The following is a 15,055-nucleotide window of genomic DNA, read 5'->3' on the forward strand; positions in this document are numbered from 1 at the left end:
TGACGCCGATAAGTTGCAACCCCCTGCAACCCTGGTGAACCTCACCGGGGTGGCCGAGACTTGACCAGTGCGCCGCCTCCGGGTGGCGTTCACGGCCTCCAACGGGCCCATGAGGCGGGGGTGGTGCCGTGTCGGCGCAGCACCACCCCCGCCGGGGCGGCCGGCAGCGGTCGTGCGGGGACCTCAGGAGACCGGTCGGGCCCGTTCCACCACCGACGCCAGGTCCAGCCCGGAGGGCAGCGTGCCGAAGGCGGCGCCGTGGTCGCCGCCCAGGCGGGAGGCGCAGAAGGCGTCGGCGACCGCGGACGGCGCGTGACGTACCAGCAGTGATCCCTGCAGGACGAGGGCGAGGCGCTCCACCAGGCGCCGGGCGCGGCCCTCGACGCCTTCCAGGTCGGCCAGCTCGGTGAACAGGTCCTTGACCGCGCGGTCCAGCCGGTGATCGGCGCCGTGCGCGCGCCCGATCTCGGTGAGGCAGGCGTCCAGGGCGCCCGGCTCGCGTTGCAGGGCCCGCAGCACGTCCAGCGCCTGGACGTTGCCCGCGCCCTCCCAGATCGAGTTCAGCGGCGACTCGCGCACCAGCCGGGGCAGACCGGACTCCTCGACGTACCCGTTGCCGCCCAGGCACTCGGCGGCCTCGACCGCGAGCGGCGCGCAGCGCTTGGTGATCCAGTACTTCGCGGCCGGCACCGCGAGCCGCAGGAAGGCGCGCTCCCGCTCGCTCCCGTCGTCGTGGGCGGCCGCGAGGCGGAGGGTCAGCGCGGTCGCGGCCTCGGCCTCCAGCGCGAGATCGGCGAGCACGTTGCGCATCAGCGGTTTGTCGATCAGCTTGCCGCCGAAGGCCTCCCGGTGGGCGCAGTGGTGGACCGCCTGCGCCACCGCCTGCCGCATCAGGCCGGCCGAGCCGAGCGCGCAGTCCAGGCGGGTCGCGGCGACCATGTCGATGATGGTGCGCACCCCGCGCCCCTCCTCGCCGACCCGGCGGGCCCAGGTCCCGGCGAACTCGACCTCGGCGGAGGCGTTGGACCGGTTGCCCAGCTTGTCCTTCAGCCGCTGGATGAGGAAGGTGTTCCGGGTGCCGTCCGCGAGGACGCGCGGAACCAGGAAGCAGGTCAGGCCGCCGGGGGCCTGCGCCAGCACCAGGAAGCCGTCCGACATCGGCGCCGAGCAGAACCACTTGTGTCCGGTGAGCGTGTACGTCCCGTCCTCGGCGAGCGGCCGGGCCTCGGTGGTGTTCGCCCGTACGTCGCTGCCGCCCTGTTTTTCCGTCATGCCCATACCGAAGAGGGCGCCGGGCTTCAGGGCCGCCGGGCGCAGCGCGGGGTCGTAGACCGCCGACGTCAGCAGCGGCTCCCACTCGGCGGCCAGCTCCGGGTCGGTCCGCAGCGCCGGTACCGCCGCGTGTGTCATCGACAGCGGACAGCAGTTGCCCGCCTCCACCTGGGTCCACACGGTGAAGCCCGCCGCCCTGCGCACATGCCCGGCCGGCCGGGTCCAGGCGTCGGTCAGCCCCGCCCCGACGCCCTTGCCGAGCAGCCGGTGCCAGGCCGGGTCGTAGTCGACCTCGTCGATCCGGTGGCCGTACCGGTCGTGGGTGCGCAGCCGCGGCGGATGCTCGTTCGCGCGCACCCCCCACTCCTGCGCCTGCGCCGATCCCGAGGCCCGGCCCAGCGCGGACAGCTCGGCCAGCACCTCCTCGCGCAGTGCGGGCTCCGTGTACCGCTCGACCGCCTCGACGAGGGCGCGGTCCGCGGTGAAGACGTCGTACTCGACCAGCGGGGGCGGCTGGTTCGTCACGGTGTGGGTGGAGATGCCTGCCATGATGGCGAACCTACCTGGGACGGCGGGGATGATGGCCCCAGCCTGGCACAGCGGGTTCCGGAGGCGCCGTCAAGGCGCCGTGGAGCGGGTCCGAGGGCGTCGTGGAGCCGGTGTGGAGCGGGCCCGAGGGCGTCGTGGAGCCGGTGTGAGGCGGGTCCGAGGGCGTCGTGGAGCCGGTGTGGAGCGGGTCCGGGCCGTTCTCCCGCCCCCGGAAGGTGAGGGCGGTCCCCTGCGACGGATACCGTTAGGACGTGCAGCCAGCAAGTGAAACCCCCGAACGGCCCGCCGGCCGGCTCCACCGCGCCCGAGCCCTCTACCGGAACGTCTCCAAGCGCAGGACCGTCTGGCTGCTGCTGAAGGACACCGTCAACTCCTGCATGGAGTACCGCATCCTCGGCCTCGCCGCCGAGGCGGCGTTCTTCACGCTGCTCTCCGTGCCGCCTCTGCTGCTCAGTCTCATCGGCCTTCTCGGCTACGTCGACGACTGGACAGGCGCCGACACCATCCAGAGCCTGGAGACCAACCTCCTCGACGCCGCCCGCACGGTCCTGTCGGACAAGGGCGTCAAGGAGATCGCCGAGCCGATCCTGAACGACGTGATGAGAGGCGGCAGACCCGACGTCATCTCCATCGGCTTCCTGTTCGCCCTGTGGTCGGGCTCCCGCGCGGTGAACGTCTTCATCGACACCATCACCGTCATGTACGGCCTCGACGGCGTCCGCGGCATCGTCAAGACCCGGATCATGGCCTTCCTGCTGTTCATCGTGGCCCTGCTGATCGGCTCGGTCGCGCTGCCGCTGATGGTGGCCGGACCGGACGCGGTGGTACGGGTCCTGCCCTGGTCGGAGACGGTCGTCCAGGTCCTGTACTGGCCGGTGGTCATCGTCCTGTCCATCGTCTTCCTCACCACCCTCTACCACGTCTCCGTCCCGGTCCGCTCGCCCTGGATCGAGGACGTCCCCGGCTCCCTCGTCGCCCTCGCCATGTGGGTCCTCGGCAGCTTCCTGCTGCGCATCTACCTCACCCACACCATCGAGGGAGCCACGATCTACGGCTCCCTGGCCGCGGCCGTCGCCGTGCTCCTGTGGATCGGGGTGGGCGCCTTCGCCGTGCTCGTCGGGGCGGCCGTCAACGCCGCCATCGACCGCGTCTGGCCCGCCGCCTCCACGGCCGCCGCCCGTGCCGCCAACGAGCAGCTCCGCAAGGCCCAGGTCGTCGAGTACGTCGCCCGCGCCGCCGCCCGCGAGGCCGACCCCGACGACCCCGACATGCCCTCCGAATTCCCCGAACGCTGGTCCCGCTTCCTCCCCCCGGAGGACGTCACCGCCCGCCTGCGCACCCACGCCAGGAACACCCATCACACGCGGAAGGGCGGCGGGGGGACGACGCAGCCGCAGAAGTGAGGGGAAGCCGCCGCCGCGCGGCTCGGGCTCCGGCTCCGGCTCCGGCTTCGGCGCAGGGGCGGCCCGCTACCCCTTCCCTCGCGCTGTCGCCCCTTCCCCGCGCCGCCGCGCGTCTCTCGGGCCTCCGGCCAGGACTACGGCGGTCCGGTCGCCCCTCCCTGGCGCGTGCGGGCACCTGCGCGGCGGTTCGGCGCCTTCCTCGGCGCTCCCCGGCAGGTCCGCAGCCCTTGTCGGCCCTTCGGCCGGCCTGTAGCTCTCTCCGGCCCCCGGTAGGTCCGTAGCCTTTTCCGACCCCCCAGTAGGTCCGCAGCCGTCTGCGCCCCCGCTCCCTCCCGCGTCCACGGCGGAAGGGCACGGGCCCCGGGCGCGGATTCCCGGCACCCCTCAAGGCCTGTCCGGCGGATCGTGCCTCAGACGCGGGGTCTGGTGCGCCCTCCTCCGCCCCGCGCACGCACCACACCCCGCTCACCGGCACCAGCAAGGCACCGCTGCTTCCCCGTGACCTGATCCGCCGGGCAGACCCCAGGTCCCGGGGCGGCCGACGTACGCTGACACACGTGTACACCGAGCGGGCGTCCCGGCTGGCCGGCGCCGCCGTCTGGACGAACACGCCGAGCGGGACCGGGACACGCCACGTCCTGCCCGACGGCTGCATGGACCTGCTGTACTGCGAGGGCCGGCTGCTGATCGCCGGACCCGACACCCGCGCCCACGCCGTCGAAGGGCCGCCCCGCGCCTGGGCGGGCATCCGGTTCCACCCGGGCACCGCGCCCACGCTCCTCGGCGTACCCGCGCACGAACTTCTCGACAGCCGGATCGACTTGGCCGACCTGTGGCCCGCCGGACGGGTACGGCGCCTGCTCGACCGCGTCGAGGCGGCCCCCGACCCCGGCACGGGTCTCGAAGGCATCGCCCTCGACCGTGCGGCCGGCTCCGCACCGCCCGACCCGCTCCTGCGCAGGCTCGTCGAACGCCTCGACCAGGGACAGCCGGTCTCGGCCACGGCCGACGAACTCGGCATCGGCGCACGCACGTTGCACCGCCGCTGCCTCACCGCCTTCGGCTACGGCCCCAAGACCCTCGCCTGCATCCTGCGTCTGCGCCGCGCCCTGGAACTGGCCCGCTCCGGCGTGCCGTACGCCGAGACGGCCGCCCGCGCCGGATACGCCGACCAGCCCCACCTGTCCCGGGACGTCCGCCGGTTGACCGGGATGCCGCTCGGCCGGCTACTCGGCGACGGCCCCGGGTAGCGGCGCGAACAGGTCCACCCCGTTGCCGTCCGGGTCGTGCACGGTCGCGTACCGCTGCCCCCAGAACGCGTCCCACGGCTTGAGTTCACCGTGGCATCCGGCACCCACCAGGTCCTCGTACACGGTGTCCACCTCGGCCGGCGAGTCGCACCGGAACGCGAGCGCCACCCGGCCGCCACCGGCCGGCGGCCGCCACCCGGGGTGGAAGGACCGCATGGTCTCCTCGGTGTCCAGCGCGAGCACCAGCCCTCCCGGCAGCTCGGCCTCGACATGCGGCTGGGCCTCGGCGCCGTCGGGGAAGACCAGCCCGAGGCGACGGTAGAAGGCGAGCGAGGCGGCCAGGTCGGAGGCCACCACGCCGATCACGGCGAATCGTGGAGTCATGCGGCCACCGTAGACACGAAGCCGGCCACCGGTCTTGAACGAATCGGACACGGCTGCCGCGAGTGCCACCGCCGGGCCCGGGCCGGGGCACGCTCCCCGGCCGAAGACCACCGGCTCCCGGTTCCCGCGTGGCGGAGGAGCGTGAACCAAACCGCCGAAACGCCTCTCACCGCTCGGCGCGGCGCCCGGCGTAGGGTCGCCGCCATGACGCCCCGGCTGCTGCTCTACACGCGCACCACCGCCTACCGCCACGACTCGATCCCCGCCGCCGTCGCCGCCGTACGCGCGATGGACACCTTCGCCGTCGACCACACCGAGGACCCCGCCGACCTCGAACTCCCCCTGGAGCACTACGCGGTCCTCGTCTTCCTCTCCACCAGCGGCGAGGTGCTGACGCCCGCCGGACGCGAACGCCTCGCCGCCTACGTGGAGTCGGGCGGCGGCTTCGCCGGCGTCCACGCGGCCGCCTGCACCGAGTACGACTGGCCGTACTACGGGGAACTCCTCGGCGCCCGCTTCGACCGGCACCCCGCACTCCAGCCGGGCCGGGCGGTGGTGGAGGACCCCACCCACCCGGCGACCCGGCCGCTGCCCGCCGTCTGGGACTTCACCGACGAGTGGTACGACTTCCGCTCCAGCCCGCGCGACCGCGCCCGGGTGCTGCTGCGCGCCGACGAGACGTCGTACGAAGGCGGTCGGATGGGCCCCGACCACCCCCTTGCCTGGTGCCGCGAGCAGGGGAGTGGACGCGTGTTCTACACGGCCCTCGGACATGCCGACGAGGCCTACCGCGACCCCTCCTTCCTGGCTCACCTGAGTGGCGGTGTGAGCTGGGCGGGACGGCTCCTCATGTGACGTTTCTGCGGTGAACGCACTCCTCCGTTGAGGTGAGTAAAGCCCGCGCAGGGCGAGGGTCACGCCCACATCTAGAGATCCTTTTCTCCAGGTAAAGGGCGTCGAGGCGCGGAGGCCCGAGCCTTCCTGCGTCACCCACCCACAGAAGGAGCCGGACCTTGACTTACGGGAAGAATCTGCGCGAGAGCATCGCCGGGCCCGGGACCACACCTCTGATCGGCGTGTACGACATGTACTCGGCGTCGATCGCGGCCAAGCACTACGACGGCATGTTCGTCTCGGGCTTCGGCTTCGCGGCCTCGTACTACGGGCTGCCCGACATCGGATTCATCGCCTGGCCCGACATGGTGGCCTTCGTCCAGCGGCTGCGGGGCGCGTTCCCGCACCACCACCTGCTGGTCGACATCGACGACGGGTACGTCGACCCCGAGGTCGCCTGCCACGTCGTCGAGCAGCTCGAACGCATCGGCGCCTCCGGGGTGATCCTCGAGGACCAGAAGCGGCCCCGCCGCTGCGGGCACGCCGACGGCAAGCAGGTGCTGCCGCTGGAGGAGTACCTGGAGAAGCTGCACAAGGTGCTGGAGACCCGCAAGGACCTGGTCGTCGTCGCCCGCACGGACGCCACGGACGAGGGCGACATCCTGCACCGCGCCGAACGGCTCGCCGCGACCGACGCCGACGTCGTCCTCGTCGACGGGGTGCGCAGCATCGAGTGGATCAAGCGGATCCGGGAGGTCGTCGGCTCCAAGCCGCTGCTGTTCAACCAGATCGGCGGCGGCAAGTCGCCCCGCCTCTCCCTCGGCGAGCTGTCCGACCTCGGTGTCGACGTCGCGATCTACAGCACCCCGTGCCTGTTCGCCGCCCACGAGGCGATGGACTCCGCGCTCGCCGAACTCAAGGCGGCCGACGGCCGGTTGCCCCAGGTCGACCCGGCCAACGGCATCGGTGTGAAGGCGTCCACCACCCTGCTGGAACGCAACATCGACCCGGAGCGGCTCACCCCCGAAAGCGTGGGCGTGTGACGGGTGCCGGTGGGCGACGCGCTCGCGTCGCCGGAGCGCGTGCGGCGGCCGCGGTGCCCCGCCTCGGCGCGGCCGCGGCGATCGCCGCCGCGCTCCTCGGGGCGGCCGCCGTACCGGCGGCCGCGAACGACAGCATGGTCACCGTCCTGGACAACTCCCATGCCGACTCCATCCTGGAGGTCGACCGCACGGCCAACCTCCAGACCGGCAGCGGTACGGCCGGCAGCGACCACGACGGCAGCGCCGTGGACGTCGTGGAGGCCCTGGTCGGCGCGCATCGCCAGGGCGAGGAGGACTGAGGGGCGACGCGAAGGACGGACGAGCGTGCGGCGAGCGGCGAGTGACGTGCGGCAAGCGGCAAGCGGCAAGCGGCGAGCGGCGAGCGGCAGGCCGACGGCCGGGCATCCCCTGGGGGACCGCCCGGCCGTCGCCGCGTGCGGTGCCGCCCGGCCCCCGTCGAGGTGCCGTTCAGTCCTCGTTGAGGTCGGGGCGGCCGTTCTCGTCGACTTCGGGGTCCTCCTTCGGGTCGTGTTCGTCGCCGGGGGCGGCCACGGTGGCGCGGTGCTGGGCGGGGGCGACGGTCCGGCTCGCGGCCTGTGCCGTGCCGTAGACGGTGCACAGGGCGACGGCGGCCGCGGCGAGCGTCGCCGCGGTGCGCGTGGTGAGTGTCATGCCCGACAAACGATCATGAATGGGCGAGGTCACAGAGGGTCACCGAAGTGCGGCCGAACGGAGTGGGGCGCGACGGGAGCACGTGGAGCACGTGGGGCGTGAGGTGCGGGCGGGCGTGTCCCGTTCCGTCGTACGCCGGGTCCGTGCGCCGGAATACATCGGGGTGCCGCGGTGCTCTGATGTGAACGGTGCACGAGCTCGGTGAAAGGGCTGGTGGGCGATGACGGCAAACCAGACAGGCCCCGTGGTCGGAACGCCCCACGGTGCCGTACGCGGTCGTCACGAGCGGGGGATCGCGGTGTTCCGGGGCATCCCGTACGCCGCCCCGCCCTTCGGTCCCCGGCGCTTCCGGCCGCCCGAGCCGCCCGAGCCCTGGGAGGGCGTGCGCGACGCCGGAGCCTTCGGGCCGACCGCGCCGAAACCGCCGTACTCGGAGGCGTTCGCCCAGTACCTGTCCGACCCGGTCATCCCCGGCGACGACTGCCTCAACCTCAACGTGTGGACCCCCGATCCGGACCCCGGTGCCCGGCTCCCCGTCCTGGTCTGGCTGCACGGCGGAGCCCTGACCAGGGGTTCTTCGGCCGTTCCCGTGTACGACGGCAGCGCCTTCGCCCGTGACGGGGTCGTCTGCGTCTCGGTCAACTACCGGCTGGGGGTGGAAGGCTACGGACTGTTCCCGGGCGCGCCCTCCAACCTCGGCCTGCGGGACCAGCTGGCCGCCCTGAGCTGGGTGCACGAGGCCATCGGGGCCTTCGGCGGCGACCCGGGCAACGTGACCCTGTGCGGACAGTCCGCGGGCGCCATCAGCGTGGGAGCCCTGATCGCCGCACCGCAGGCCCAGGGCCTGGTCCGGCGGGCCGTGCTGCAGAGCGGCCCGCCGGAGGTCGCGGAGCGCGACAGGGTACGGCGGATGGTGCGGCGCATGGCCGCCCGGCTGAGGATCCCCGCCACCGCCGAGGCCTTCGCCGCCGTCGACCGCGACCTGCTGCTGCGCACCCAGGCGGAGGCGGGACGGCTGAGCAGCCCCGTCCTGGGCGGCCCGGCCTTCGGCATCGTCGTGGACGGCGACGTCGTACCGCGCGACCCGCTCCAGGCCCTCGTCGACGGCGACGCCGCCCCGGGCATCGAGCTCCTGATGGGCTGGACCCGGGACGAGTACCGGCTGTGGCTGGTCCCCGGCGGACTCCTGGAACGCGTCGACCGGCTCGGCCCGGTCGTCCTGGCCGGCGCCATGGCCCGCTGCCACGCCGGGCACGAGGTCCCCCGCGGCTACCGCACCCTGCACCCGGACGCCGGCACCGCCGAGATCGTCGGCCAGATGGTCACCGACCACCTGCTCCGCGTCCCCCTGCACCGGCTCGCCGACGCCCGCCCCGGCACCTCCTACCTCTACGAGTTCGCCTGGCCCTCCGGCATCCCCGCCCTCGGCGCCTGCCACGCCCTCGAACTCGGCTTCGTCTTCGACTCCGGTGACACCCCCGAGTCGGCCATGCTGGCCGGTGAGGGGGCCCCGCGCGAGCTGTGCGAGGAGATGCACGACGCGTGGGTGCGGTTCGCCGCGACCGGCGACCCGGGCTGGCCGGCCTGGGACGCGAGCCATCCGGTACGGATCTTCGACGATGGCGGCCCGCGTGTCGCACACGGTCCACGGGACACGGAGATCGCCCTCTGGTCGGCCGTCCCCAAGGTGCCGAAACCCACCCCGGCCTCCGACCCCCGGGCCCCCGGAGCGGAACTCGCCTCGGCGGTACGCCGCCTGCGCCGCTCGGTGGGAGTACGGCGGCGCTGAGCCCCACGGAGGCCGCCTGTCCCGCAGCCCCGGCAGAGCCGCGACGGCGGCGGCCCGGAGGGGACGGGCCGGACGGCGACGGCCCGGACGGTGGCGGCCCGGACGGTGGCGGGCCGTTCGGTGGCGGGTCGGCCGAGACCGGTCCGGAGTCAGTGGAGCAGCGACCGGTACAGCGCATGCAGGGCCTCCGCGGAGCGGCTGTACCGGTTCGCGGCCGAGGGCGGGTACGCGCCGGCGCTGCTCTCCCTCGCCTGGGTTCGCCGGGATGCCGGTGACGCCGAGGAGGCCGAGCGGCTGTTCCGTACGGCGATCGACGCGGGCAGGCCGGACGCCGTGGGGGCTCTGGCCCAGCTGTGGGAGGAGAGCGGGGACCACGAACGCTCGGGCCGCCTGGTCCTGTACGGCCTGGAACCCGACGGCACGTCCACGGCCCCCTGGCTGCCCCTCCGCGAGGGACACGAGCCGTCCTTGGGGCACTACGCGGTCGAGGGGTGGCTGAAGATCAGCCGCCACGCCGCCGACTGACCCGGTCTCGCGCGCGGGTCGGCCCGCGTGGACCCGTCGGCGCCTGGGCACGTCTGCCTGAGGCGAGTCCGGCGGTCTCCGTGGCGGTCCGTCCCGTGGCCCGGCTGCCTGTGCCCATCCGGTGAGCGGGCTCTATCCGGTGGGCGGGCCCTGCTCCGACAGTGTCCGGGCGATCGCCGCGATCGTCTCCGGGCCCACGCGGCAGCAGCCGCCGATCAGGCGGGCCCCCGACTCCCGCCAGCCGCCCACCCGCCGGGCGGTGAAGGTGGGGCGGCCGTTCCAGGCGCGCGCCGCCGCGTCCCACGCCTCACCGCTGTTGGGGTAGACGACGACCGGCTTGCCCGTCACCCGGGCCGCGGTCTCGACCGCGTGGTCGGCGTCCTCGGGCGCACAGCAGTTCACGCCCACCGCGATCACCTCGTCCGCGTCGGCGGCCTGCGCGAACGCCTCCTCCAGGGGCTGTCCGGCGCGGGTGTGCCGGCCGTCCACGGTGTACGAGAGCCACGCGGGCACCCCCAGCCCCCGCACCGCCCGCAGCAGCGCCGCCGCCTCGTCCGCGTCCGGGACCGTCTCCAGCGCCAGGACGTCGGGCCCGGCGGCTGCCAGCACCTCCAGCCGCGGCCGGTGGAACCGCTCCAGTTCGGCGACGCTCAGCCCGTAGCGCCCCCGGTACTCGGAGCCGTCCGCGAGCATCGCCCCGTACGGCCCCACCGAGGCCGCCACCCACAGAGGCCGGGCGACCCTGGCGTCCCGTGCCCGCCGGGCCGCCTCGCGGGCCAGTTCCACGCTCAGCGCCATAAGCCGTGCGGCGTCCTCGCGGCCGATCCCGCGCTTGCCGAAACCCTCGAAGGTGGCCTGGTAGCCGGCGGTGATCGCCACGTCCGCGCCCGCCGTGAAGTAGGCCAGGTGCGCCTCGACAACCGCCTCGGGGCGTTCGGCGAGCAGCCGCGCGGACCACAGGTCGTCGCTCAGGTCGTGGCCGGCCGATTCGAGCTGGTTGGACATGCCGCCGTCGAGCACGAGGGGTGCGGTGGCGAGGGCGTCAGCGAGGCGGGGCGACGTGTTGCCGGTCATGTCACGACGCTAGTCCACGCGCGGTCGGACGGGTCCGCGCGTCCCGGCGGCCGGACAGCGGACCTCTGCCGGTGACGTGCGGAGATTCTCCGTCGGAGGTCTGGAAAGCGCTTACCCGAAGCGCTAGGGTCCAGCCGCCGGACCCTTCTCCCTCCCCGCCCCACGGGCTTCCCCGCCCCCGCGAGTCTCCCGCCCCATGAGCCTCCCGCCCCACGAGTCTGCGCCCCACGAGTCGGATCGATCCCTCGGACGCCCCGGGCTCCCGGCATCAGGGCACCACGCGGCCGCCGAGGCCCGCACGGAAGGACACCCGCCCACGTGATCCACCTGCCCGCCGACGACCGCTCGCTCAGCCCGTACACCGGCTACACCCGCGCCCACTGGGAGGCCGCGGCCGACGCCCTGCTCGCCGCCGTCGAGCCCTACGCCACTTTCGACCGCGCCCTCTACCACCTCCCCGGCGACCACGTGAGCCACTCGGGGTACCTGTCCGACGGCCTGGAGGGGTACGCCCGCACGTTCCTGCTGGCCGCGTTGTGCCGGGACGAGACGGTGCTCGGCCGCTATGCCGAGGGCCTGGCCGCGGGCCCCGGCGGTGTCTGGCCCCGGGTGACCGACCGCGGCCAGCCCCTGGTCGAGGCCGCCTCGATCGCGCTCGCCCTGCGCCTGACCCGCCCGCTGTTGTGGGACCGCCTGGACCAGCCGGTGCGCGAACGCACGGCGGCGTGGCTCACGGACGCGCTCACGGCCGAACCCTGGCCCTGCAACTGGGAGTTGTTCCCGGTCACGGTCGGCGGCTTCCTGCGCGAGATCGGTCACCGGCCGGAGGAGGCGGGCAAGGCGGTCGACCGCGGCCTGGAGCGGATCGAGGCCTGGTACGCGGGCGGCGGCTGGTACACCGACGGCGACGGCCGCAAGTACGACTACTACAACGGTTGGGCCCTGCACCTCTACCCCGTGCTGCACGCCTGGCTCGACGGCGACAGCGCGCGGCTCGACCGCTACGGCGCTCGCCTCCAGGCCCATCTGGCCGACTACGCCCACCTGTTCGGCTCCGACGGCGCCCCGATGCGGCAGGGCCGCTCCCTCACCTACCGGTTCGCGACCGCCGCTCCCCTGTGGCTCGGCGCGCTCACCGGACGCACCCCGCTGTCCGCGGGGGAGACCCGCAGGCTGGCCTCGGGCGCGCTGCGCTACTTCCTGGACCGGGGCGCGGTGGACGATCGCGGCCTGCTGTCCCTCGGCTGGCTCGGCCCCGACGAGGCGGTGGTGCAGAGCTATTCGGGCCCGGCCTCCCCGTACTGGGCGAGCAAGGGCTTCCTCGGCCTGCTGCTCCCGCCGGAGCACGAGGTGTGGACGGCGACGGAGGAACCGGGACCGGCGGAGCGGGCGGACGGGGTCAGGCCGGTACGCGCACCCAACTGGCTGCTCCAGTCGACCCGTTCGGACGGTCTCGTACGGCTGCACAACCACGGAAGCGAGGACGTCCGCTACGACCCCCACTACACCCGGCTCGCCTACTCGACCGCGACCGGGCCCGTTCCGTCGTACGACAACTGCGTGATCGTGCACGGGGATCCGAGCCGTACGGACATCGTGCCGCTCGGCACGGGCGAGGGCTGGGCCGCCTCCCGTCACACCGTGCGCGACGGGGTCACCGTCACCAGCGTGGTGCTCGCCCGGGGTGCGGTGGAGGTGCGGGCGCACCTCGTCTCGGGAGCCGGGCCCGGGACATCGGTCCGGATCACCGGGTGGGCCGCACAGGACGGCGTACGGGCCGAACTCCTGCCCGCCATAGGCCTGTCGTCCGGCACCTCAGCCGAACCCGCGGGCAGCAGCGGCAGTGGCAGTGGCAGTGACAGCGGTAGTGGCAGTGACAGTGGTGGCGGGCTTTCGGGTGTCACCGGCGGCGAGGCCGGCACGCTGTTCGTGGCGCTGGTGCGGCTGACCGCCGAGCCGGATCCCGCGCCCCTGTCCGGGCTGGTAGCCGTGCGGGCGACGGGAGTTGACGGGGTGGAGGTCAGGTGGAGCGACGGAGGCGAGGTGACGGCCCGGCTGACGGCGTCCGGGGTGGAAATCCGTCGTCAGCCGTCGACGGATCGGGCACACTCACGCCCATGACTTCCAAGATCCGGCACGTCACGATCGACAGCGCCGACCCCTACGCCCTCGCCTGCTTCTGGTCGAAGGTGCTGGACGAACCCCTGCACGAGGACGACCACCCCGGCGACGAGGCGGCGCTGATCGAGGGCGCGGGCCTGCTCTTCGTCACCGTGCCGGAGGCCAAGACCGTCAAGAACCGGGTGCACCTCGACGTCCAGCCACAGGACCGCCGCCGCGACGAGGAGGTCGACCGGCTCCTCGCCCTCGGCGCCACGCAGGTCGACGACCGGCGCAACCCCGACGGCACCGGCTGGGTGGTTCTCGCCGACCCCGAGGGCAACGAGTTCTGCGTGGAGCGCAGCATGGCCGAGCGCGCGGGCTAGGGGGTGTCTCCCCGATCTTCGTGGGTCCGTGACGCCCGGCACGGCACCTCGCCGCACGGCCGAATCGCCCACGTACGCCCAGTACGAGGACGATCCGGCCGCACGCCGAGGCACCGCACCGGACGCCGCGGCCTGATCCACGAAGACCGAAGAGACACCCCCTGGCCCCGGGAATGGAGGGGCGGGGAGCGGGTGCCGGGGGCGACACGTCTTCCGTGCGCATGGTTCGGCCGTCGCCGAAACGACCGGCGCCTAGCGTGGCCGTATGACCGCAGAGCCCGCCGTGACGTCGTTCGCCGCCCTTCACCACCGGGACGGGGAGCCCCTGCTGCTGCCCAACGCCTGGGACCACGCCTCGGCCGCCGCCCTCGCGGCCAGGGGCTTTCCCGCGATCGGTACGACGAGCCTGGCCGCGGCGGCGGCGGAAGGCCTGCCCGACGGGCAGGGCGCGACCCGCGCCCAGACCCTGCGCCTGGCCGGCGTCCTCGGTTCGGGCCCGTATCTGCTCTCTGTGGACGCGGAGGGCGGCTTCAGCGACGATCCGGATGAAGTGGCCGAGCTGGCGGGCGAGTTGTGGTCCGCGGGGGCCGTGGGGATCAACCTGGAGGACGGGCTGGGGCCGGTCCGCCGGCACGCCGCGAAGATCGCCGCGGTGAAGGCGGCGGTGCCGGGTCTGTTCGTGAACGCCCGTACCGACACGTACTGGTCGGGTGAGGGCGACGAGACGGAGACCCTGCGGCGCCTGGACGCCTACCAACAGGCCGGAGCCGACGGGATGTTCGTCCCGGGGGTGACCGATCCGGGCCGGATCGAGGCCCTCGTGCGGAGCGTCGGCACCCCGCTCAACATCCTCTACTCGCCCGCCGGACCCACCGTGCCCCAGCTCGCCGCCCTCGGGGTCCGCCGCGTCAGCCTCGGCTCGCTGCTCTACCGAAGGGCGCTCGGCGCGGCCCTGGACGCGGTGTCCGACATCGCGGCCGGGCATGCCCCGGGAGGTACGACACCGGCCTACGACGAGGTGTGCGCGCTGCGACGCCGGGGCTCGTCTTCCTGATCGGGCCGGCTCCGGCGGTGCTACTCGCCGGCGCTCTTCTCCCGGGGCCAGTGTTCGAGGGTGAGGTGCAGTGCGGCGACCGCCTTGTCCCAGGAGGCCTGTACGTCCCGGGCCGCGCCGAAGCCGCCGGTGGACTCCAGGGCGCAGTAGCCGTGGAAGGTACTGCGCAGCAGGCGCACGGCGTCGGTGAGGTCGGGTTCGTCGAGTCCGTAGGCGCGCAGCATGCCGTAGGTGATGTCGGCCGTGCGGCGCATGGCGGGGGAGCCGGCGATCAGGGTCTGGTCGATGCGGATCTGGGTGGCCGCGTACCGGCCGGGGTGCTCCAGGGCGTAGGACCGGTAGGCGCCGGCGAACGCGGCCAGCGCGTCCTTGCCCGCACGCCCGGCGACCGCCGCCGCGATCCGGTCGATCAGTTCGCCGCCCGCGTGCAGGGCGAGCCGGGTGCGCAGGTCGCCGAGGTTGCGGACGTGGGAGTACAGGCTCGCGTCCTTCACGCCGAAGCGCCGGGCCAGCGCGGAGAGGGTGACGTTCTCGAAGCCCACCTCGTCGGCGAGTTCGGCGGCGGCCGCGACCAGCCGTTCGACGGTGAGACCCGCTCGGGCCATGGGTCACCTCCTTGGATTCCTCGGGGAAATCCTAGGAGGCCCAGGAAGCTCAGGAGGTGCCCGGGCGGGGAGTCCGTGTGCGATGACGCTTTCAGGTCTGAGAGTTGACTCTCAC

The 15,055-nt window shown here is 73.7% G+C and carries 15 protein-coding genes; 10 read left to right on the forward strand and 5 right to left on the reverse strand.

Translation table 11 applies throughout. From position 1 onward, the window contains the following. Positions 1–183 precede the first annotated feature (183 nt). The gene (locus tag OIB37_RS28770; protein ID WP_330460524.1) at positions 184–1,821 is read right to left on the reverse strand and encodes an acyl-CoA dehydrogenase family protein; all 1,638 of its coding nucleotides are present in this window, start codon (positions 1,819–1,821) and stop codon (positions 184–186) included. 251 nt (positions 1,822–2,072) lie between these two features. Here OIB37_RS28770 and OIB37_RS28775 point away from each other — a divergent pair, with 251 nt between their 5' ends. Together OIB37_RS28775 and OIB37_RS28780 are read left to right on the forward strand one after the other, a co-directional pair. After that, the gene (locus tag OIB37_RS28775) at positions 2,073–3,224 is read left to right on the forward strand and encodes a YihY/virulence factor BrkB family protein (protein WP_330460525.1); all 1,152 of its coding nucleotides are present in this window, start codon (positions 2,073–2,075) and stop codon (positions 3,222–3,224) included. 557 nt (positions 3,225–3,781) lie between these two features. Then, positions 3,782–4,474 (forward strand): AraC family transcriptional regulator, encoded by a 693-nt coding sequence (locus tag OIB37_RS28780; RefSeq protein WP_330460526.1) that lies wholly within the window; start codon positions 3,782–3,784, stop codon positions 4,472–4,474. Here OIB37_RS28780 and OIB37_RS28785 read toward each other — a convergent pair. Continuing rightward, positions 4,451–4,858, reverse strand: coding sequence for a VOC family protein (locus OIB37_RS28785; RefSeq protein ID WP_330460527.1), 408 nt, complete (start codon positions 4,856–4,858; stop codon positions 4,451–4,453). The genes OIB37_RS28780 and OIB37_RS28785 overlap by 24 nt on opposite strands. 204 nt (positions 4,859–5,062) lie before the next feature. On the opposite strand from OIB37_RS28785, the gene OIB37_RS28790 reads away from it, so the two are divergent. The 3 genes from OIB37_RS28790 (at position 5,063) to OIB37_RS28800 (ending at position 7,034) form a co-directional block, all read left to right on the forward strand. After that, positions 5,063–5,713, forward strand: a complete 651-nt coding sequence (locus tag OIB37_RS28790; protein ID WP_330460528.1) for a ThuA domain-containing protein — start codon at positions 5,063–5,065, stop codon at positions 5,711–5,713. A 158-nt stretch (positions 5,714–5,871) separates the two neighbouring features. Next, positions 5,872–6,735 carry an isocitrate lyase/PEP mutase family protein gene (locus OIB37_RS28795; protein WP_330460529.1) on the forward strand — a complete coding sequence of 288 codons (864 nt, stop codon included), beginning with the start codon at positions 5,872–5,874 and terminating at the stop codon, positions 6,733–6,735. Next, complete coding sequence (locus OIB37_RS28800; protein ID WP_330460530.1) at positions 6,732–7,034, forward strand: hypothetical protein; 303 nt, start codon at positions 6,732–6,734, stop codon at positions 7,032–7,034. Before OIB37_RS28795 ends, OIB37_RS28800 begins: the two co-directional genes overlap by 4 nt. A gap of 169 nt (positions 7,035–7,203) precedes the next feature. On the opposite strand, the gene OIB37_RS28805 is transcribed toward OIB37_RS28800, so the two are convergent. Further along, on the reverse strand, positions 7,204–7,407 hold the full coding sequence (locus OIB37_RS28805; RefSeq protein WP_330460531.1) for a hypothetical protein: 204 nt from the start codon (positions 7,405–7,407) through the stop codon (positions 7,204–7,206). Positions 7,408–7,627: 220 nt separating this feature from the next. Between OIB37_RS28805 and OIB37_RS28810 the strand changes: the two genes are divergently transcribed. Both OIB37_RS28810 and OIB37_RS28815 read left to right on the forward strand, forming a co-directional pair. Next, the gene (locus OIB37_RS28810; protein ID WP_330460532.1) at positions 7,628–9,196 is read left to right on the forward strand and encodes a carboxylesterase/lipase family protein; all 1,569 of its coding nucleotides are present in this window, start codon (positions 7,628–7,630) and stop codon (positions 9,194–9,196) included. Between the two features lie 120 nt (positions 9,197–9,316). Further along, the gene (locus tag OIB37_RS28815) at positions 9,317–9,721 is read left to right on the forward strand and encodes a hypothetical protein (protein WP_330460533.1); all 405 of its coding nucleotides are present in this window, start codon (positions 9,317–9,319) and stop codon (positions 9,719–9,721) included. 132 nt (positions 9,722–9,853) lie between these two features. On the opposite strand, the gene mmuM is transcribed toward OIB37_RS28815, so the two are convergent. Beyond that, positions 9,854–10,795: a homocysteine S-methyltransferase gene (gene mmuM / locus OIB37_RS28820; protein WP_330460534.1), complete on the reverse strand. Its 942-nt coding sequence runs from the start codon at positions 10,793–10,795 to the stop codon at positions 9,854–9,856. A 321-nt stretch (positions 10,796–11,116) separates the two neighbouring features. Between mmuM and OIB37_RS28825 the strand changes: the two genes are divergently transcribed. The 3 genes from OIB37_RS28825 (at position 11,117) to OIB37_RS28835 (ending at position 14,335) form a co-directional block, all read left to right on the forward strand. Further along, positions 11,117–12,916 carry a DUF2264 domain-containing protein gene (locus OIB37_RS28825; RefSeq protein WP_330461998.1) on the forward strand — a complete coding sequence of 600 codons (1,800 nt, stop codon included), beginning with the start codon at positions 11,117–11,119 and terminating at the stop codon, positions 12,914–12,916. Beyond that, positions 12,913–13,281 carry a VOC family protein gene (locus OIB37_RS28830; protein WP_330460535.1) on the forward strand — a complete coding sequence of 123 codons (369 nt, stop codon included), beginning with the start codon at positions 12,913–12,915 and terminating at the stop codon, positions 13,279–13,281. The genes OIB37_RS28825 and OIB37_RS28830 overlap by 4 nt, the downstream gene beginning before the upstream one ends. Positions 13,282–13,546: 265 nt before the next feature. Further along, positions 13,547–14,335, forward strand: coding sequence for an isocitrate lyase/PEP mutase family protein (locus tag OIB37_RS28835; RefSeq protein ID WP_330460536.1), 789 nt, complete (start codon positions 13,547–13,549; stop codon positions 14,333–14,335). Between the two features lie 20 nt (positions 14,336–14,355). Here OIB37_RS28835 and OIB37_RS28840 read toward each other — a convergent pair whose 3' ends face one another. After that, a complete protein-coding gene (locus OIB37_RS28840) occupies positions 14,356–14,940 on the reverse strand; it encodes a TetR/AcrR family transcriptional regulator (RefSeq protein ID WP_330460537.1) in 585 nt (194 codons plus the stop codon). Positions 14,941–15,055: the final 115 nt, after the last annotated feature.

The organism is Streptomyces sp. NBC_00820 (assembly GCF_036347055.1).
Classification (GTDB): Bacteria; Actinomycetota; Actinomycetes; order Streptomycetales; family Streptomycetaceae; genus Streptomyces.

Bases quoted from the DNA above. Each gene is read 5' to 3' on its own strand.
- OIB37_RS28810 (WP_330460532.1), top strand. From the start codon at position 7,628: ATGACGGCAAACCAGACAGGCCCCGTGGTCGGAACGCCCCACGGTGCC.
- mmuM (WP_330460534.1), bottom strand. From the start codon at position 10,795: ATGACCGGCAACACGTCGCCCCGCCTCGCTGACGCCCTCGCCACCGCA.
- OIB37_RS28830 (WP_330460535.1), top strand. From the start codon at position 12,913: ATGACTTCCAAGATCCGGCACGTCACGATCGACAGCGCCGACCCCTAC.
- OIB37_RS28805 (WP_330460531.1), bottom strand. From the start codon at position 7,407: ATGACACTCACCACGCGCACCGCGGCGACGCTCGCCGCGGCCGCCGTC.
- OIB37_RS28770 (WP_330460524.1), bottom strand. From the start codon at position 1,821: ATGGCAGGCATCTCCACCCACACCGTGACGAACCAGCCGCCCCCGCTG.
- OIB37_RS28840 (WP_330460537.1), bottom strand. From the start codon at position 14,940: ATGGCCCGAGCGGGTCTCACCGTCGAACGGCTGGTCGCGGCCGCCGCC.
- OIB37_RS28835 (WP_330460536.1), top strand. From the start codon at position 13,547: ATGACCGCAGAGCCCGCCGTGACGTCGTTCGCCGCCCTTCACCACCGG.
- OIB37_RS28790 (WP_330460528.1), top strand. From the start codon at position 5,063: ATGACGCCCCGGCTGCTGCTCTACACGCGCACCACCGCCTACCGCCAC.
- OIB37_RS28785 (WP_330460527.1), bottom strand. From the start codon at position 4,858: ATGACTCCACGATTCGCCGTGATCGGCGTGGTGGCCTCCGACCTGGCC.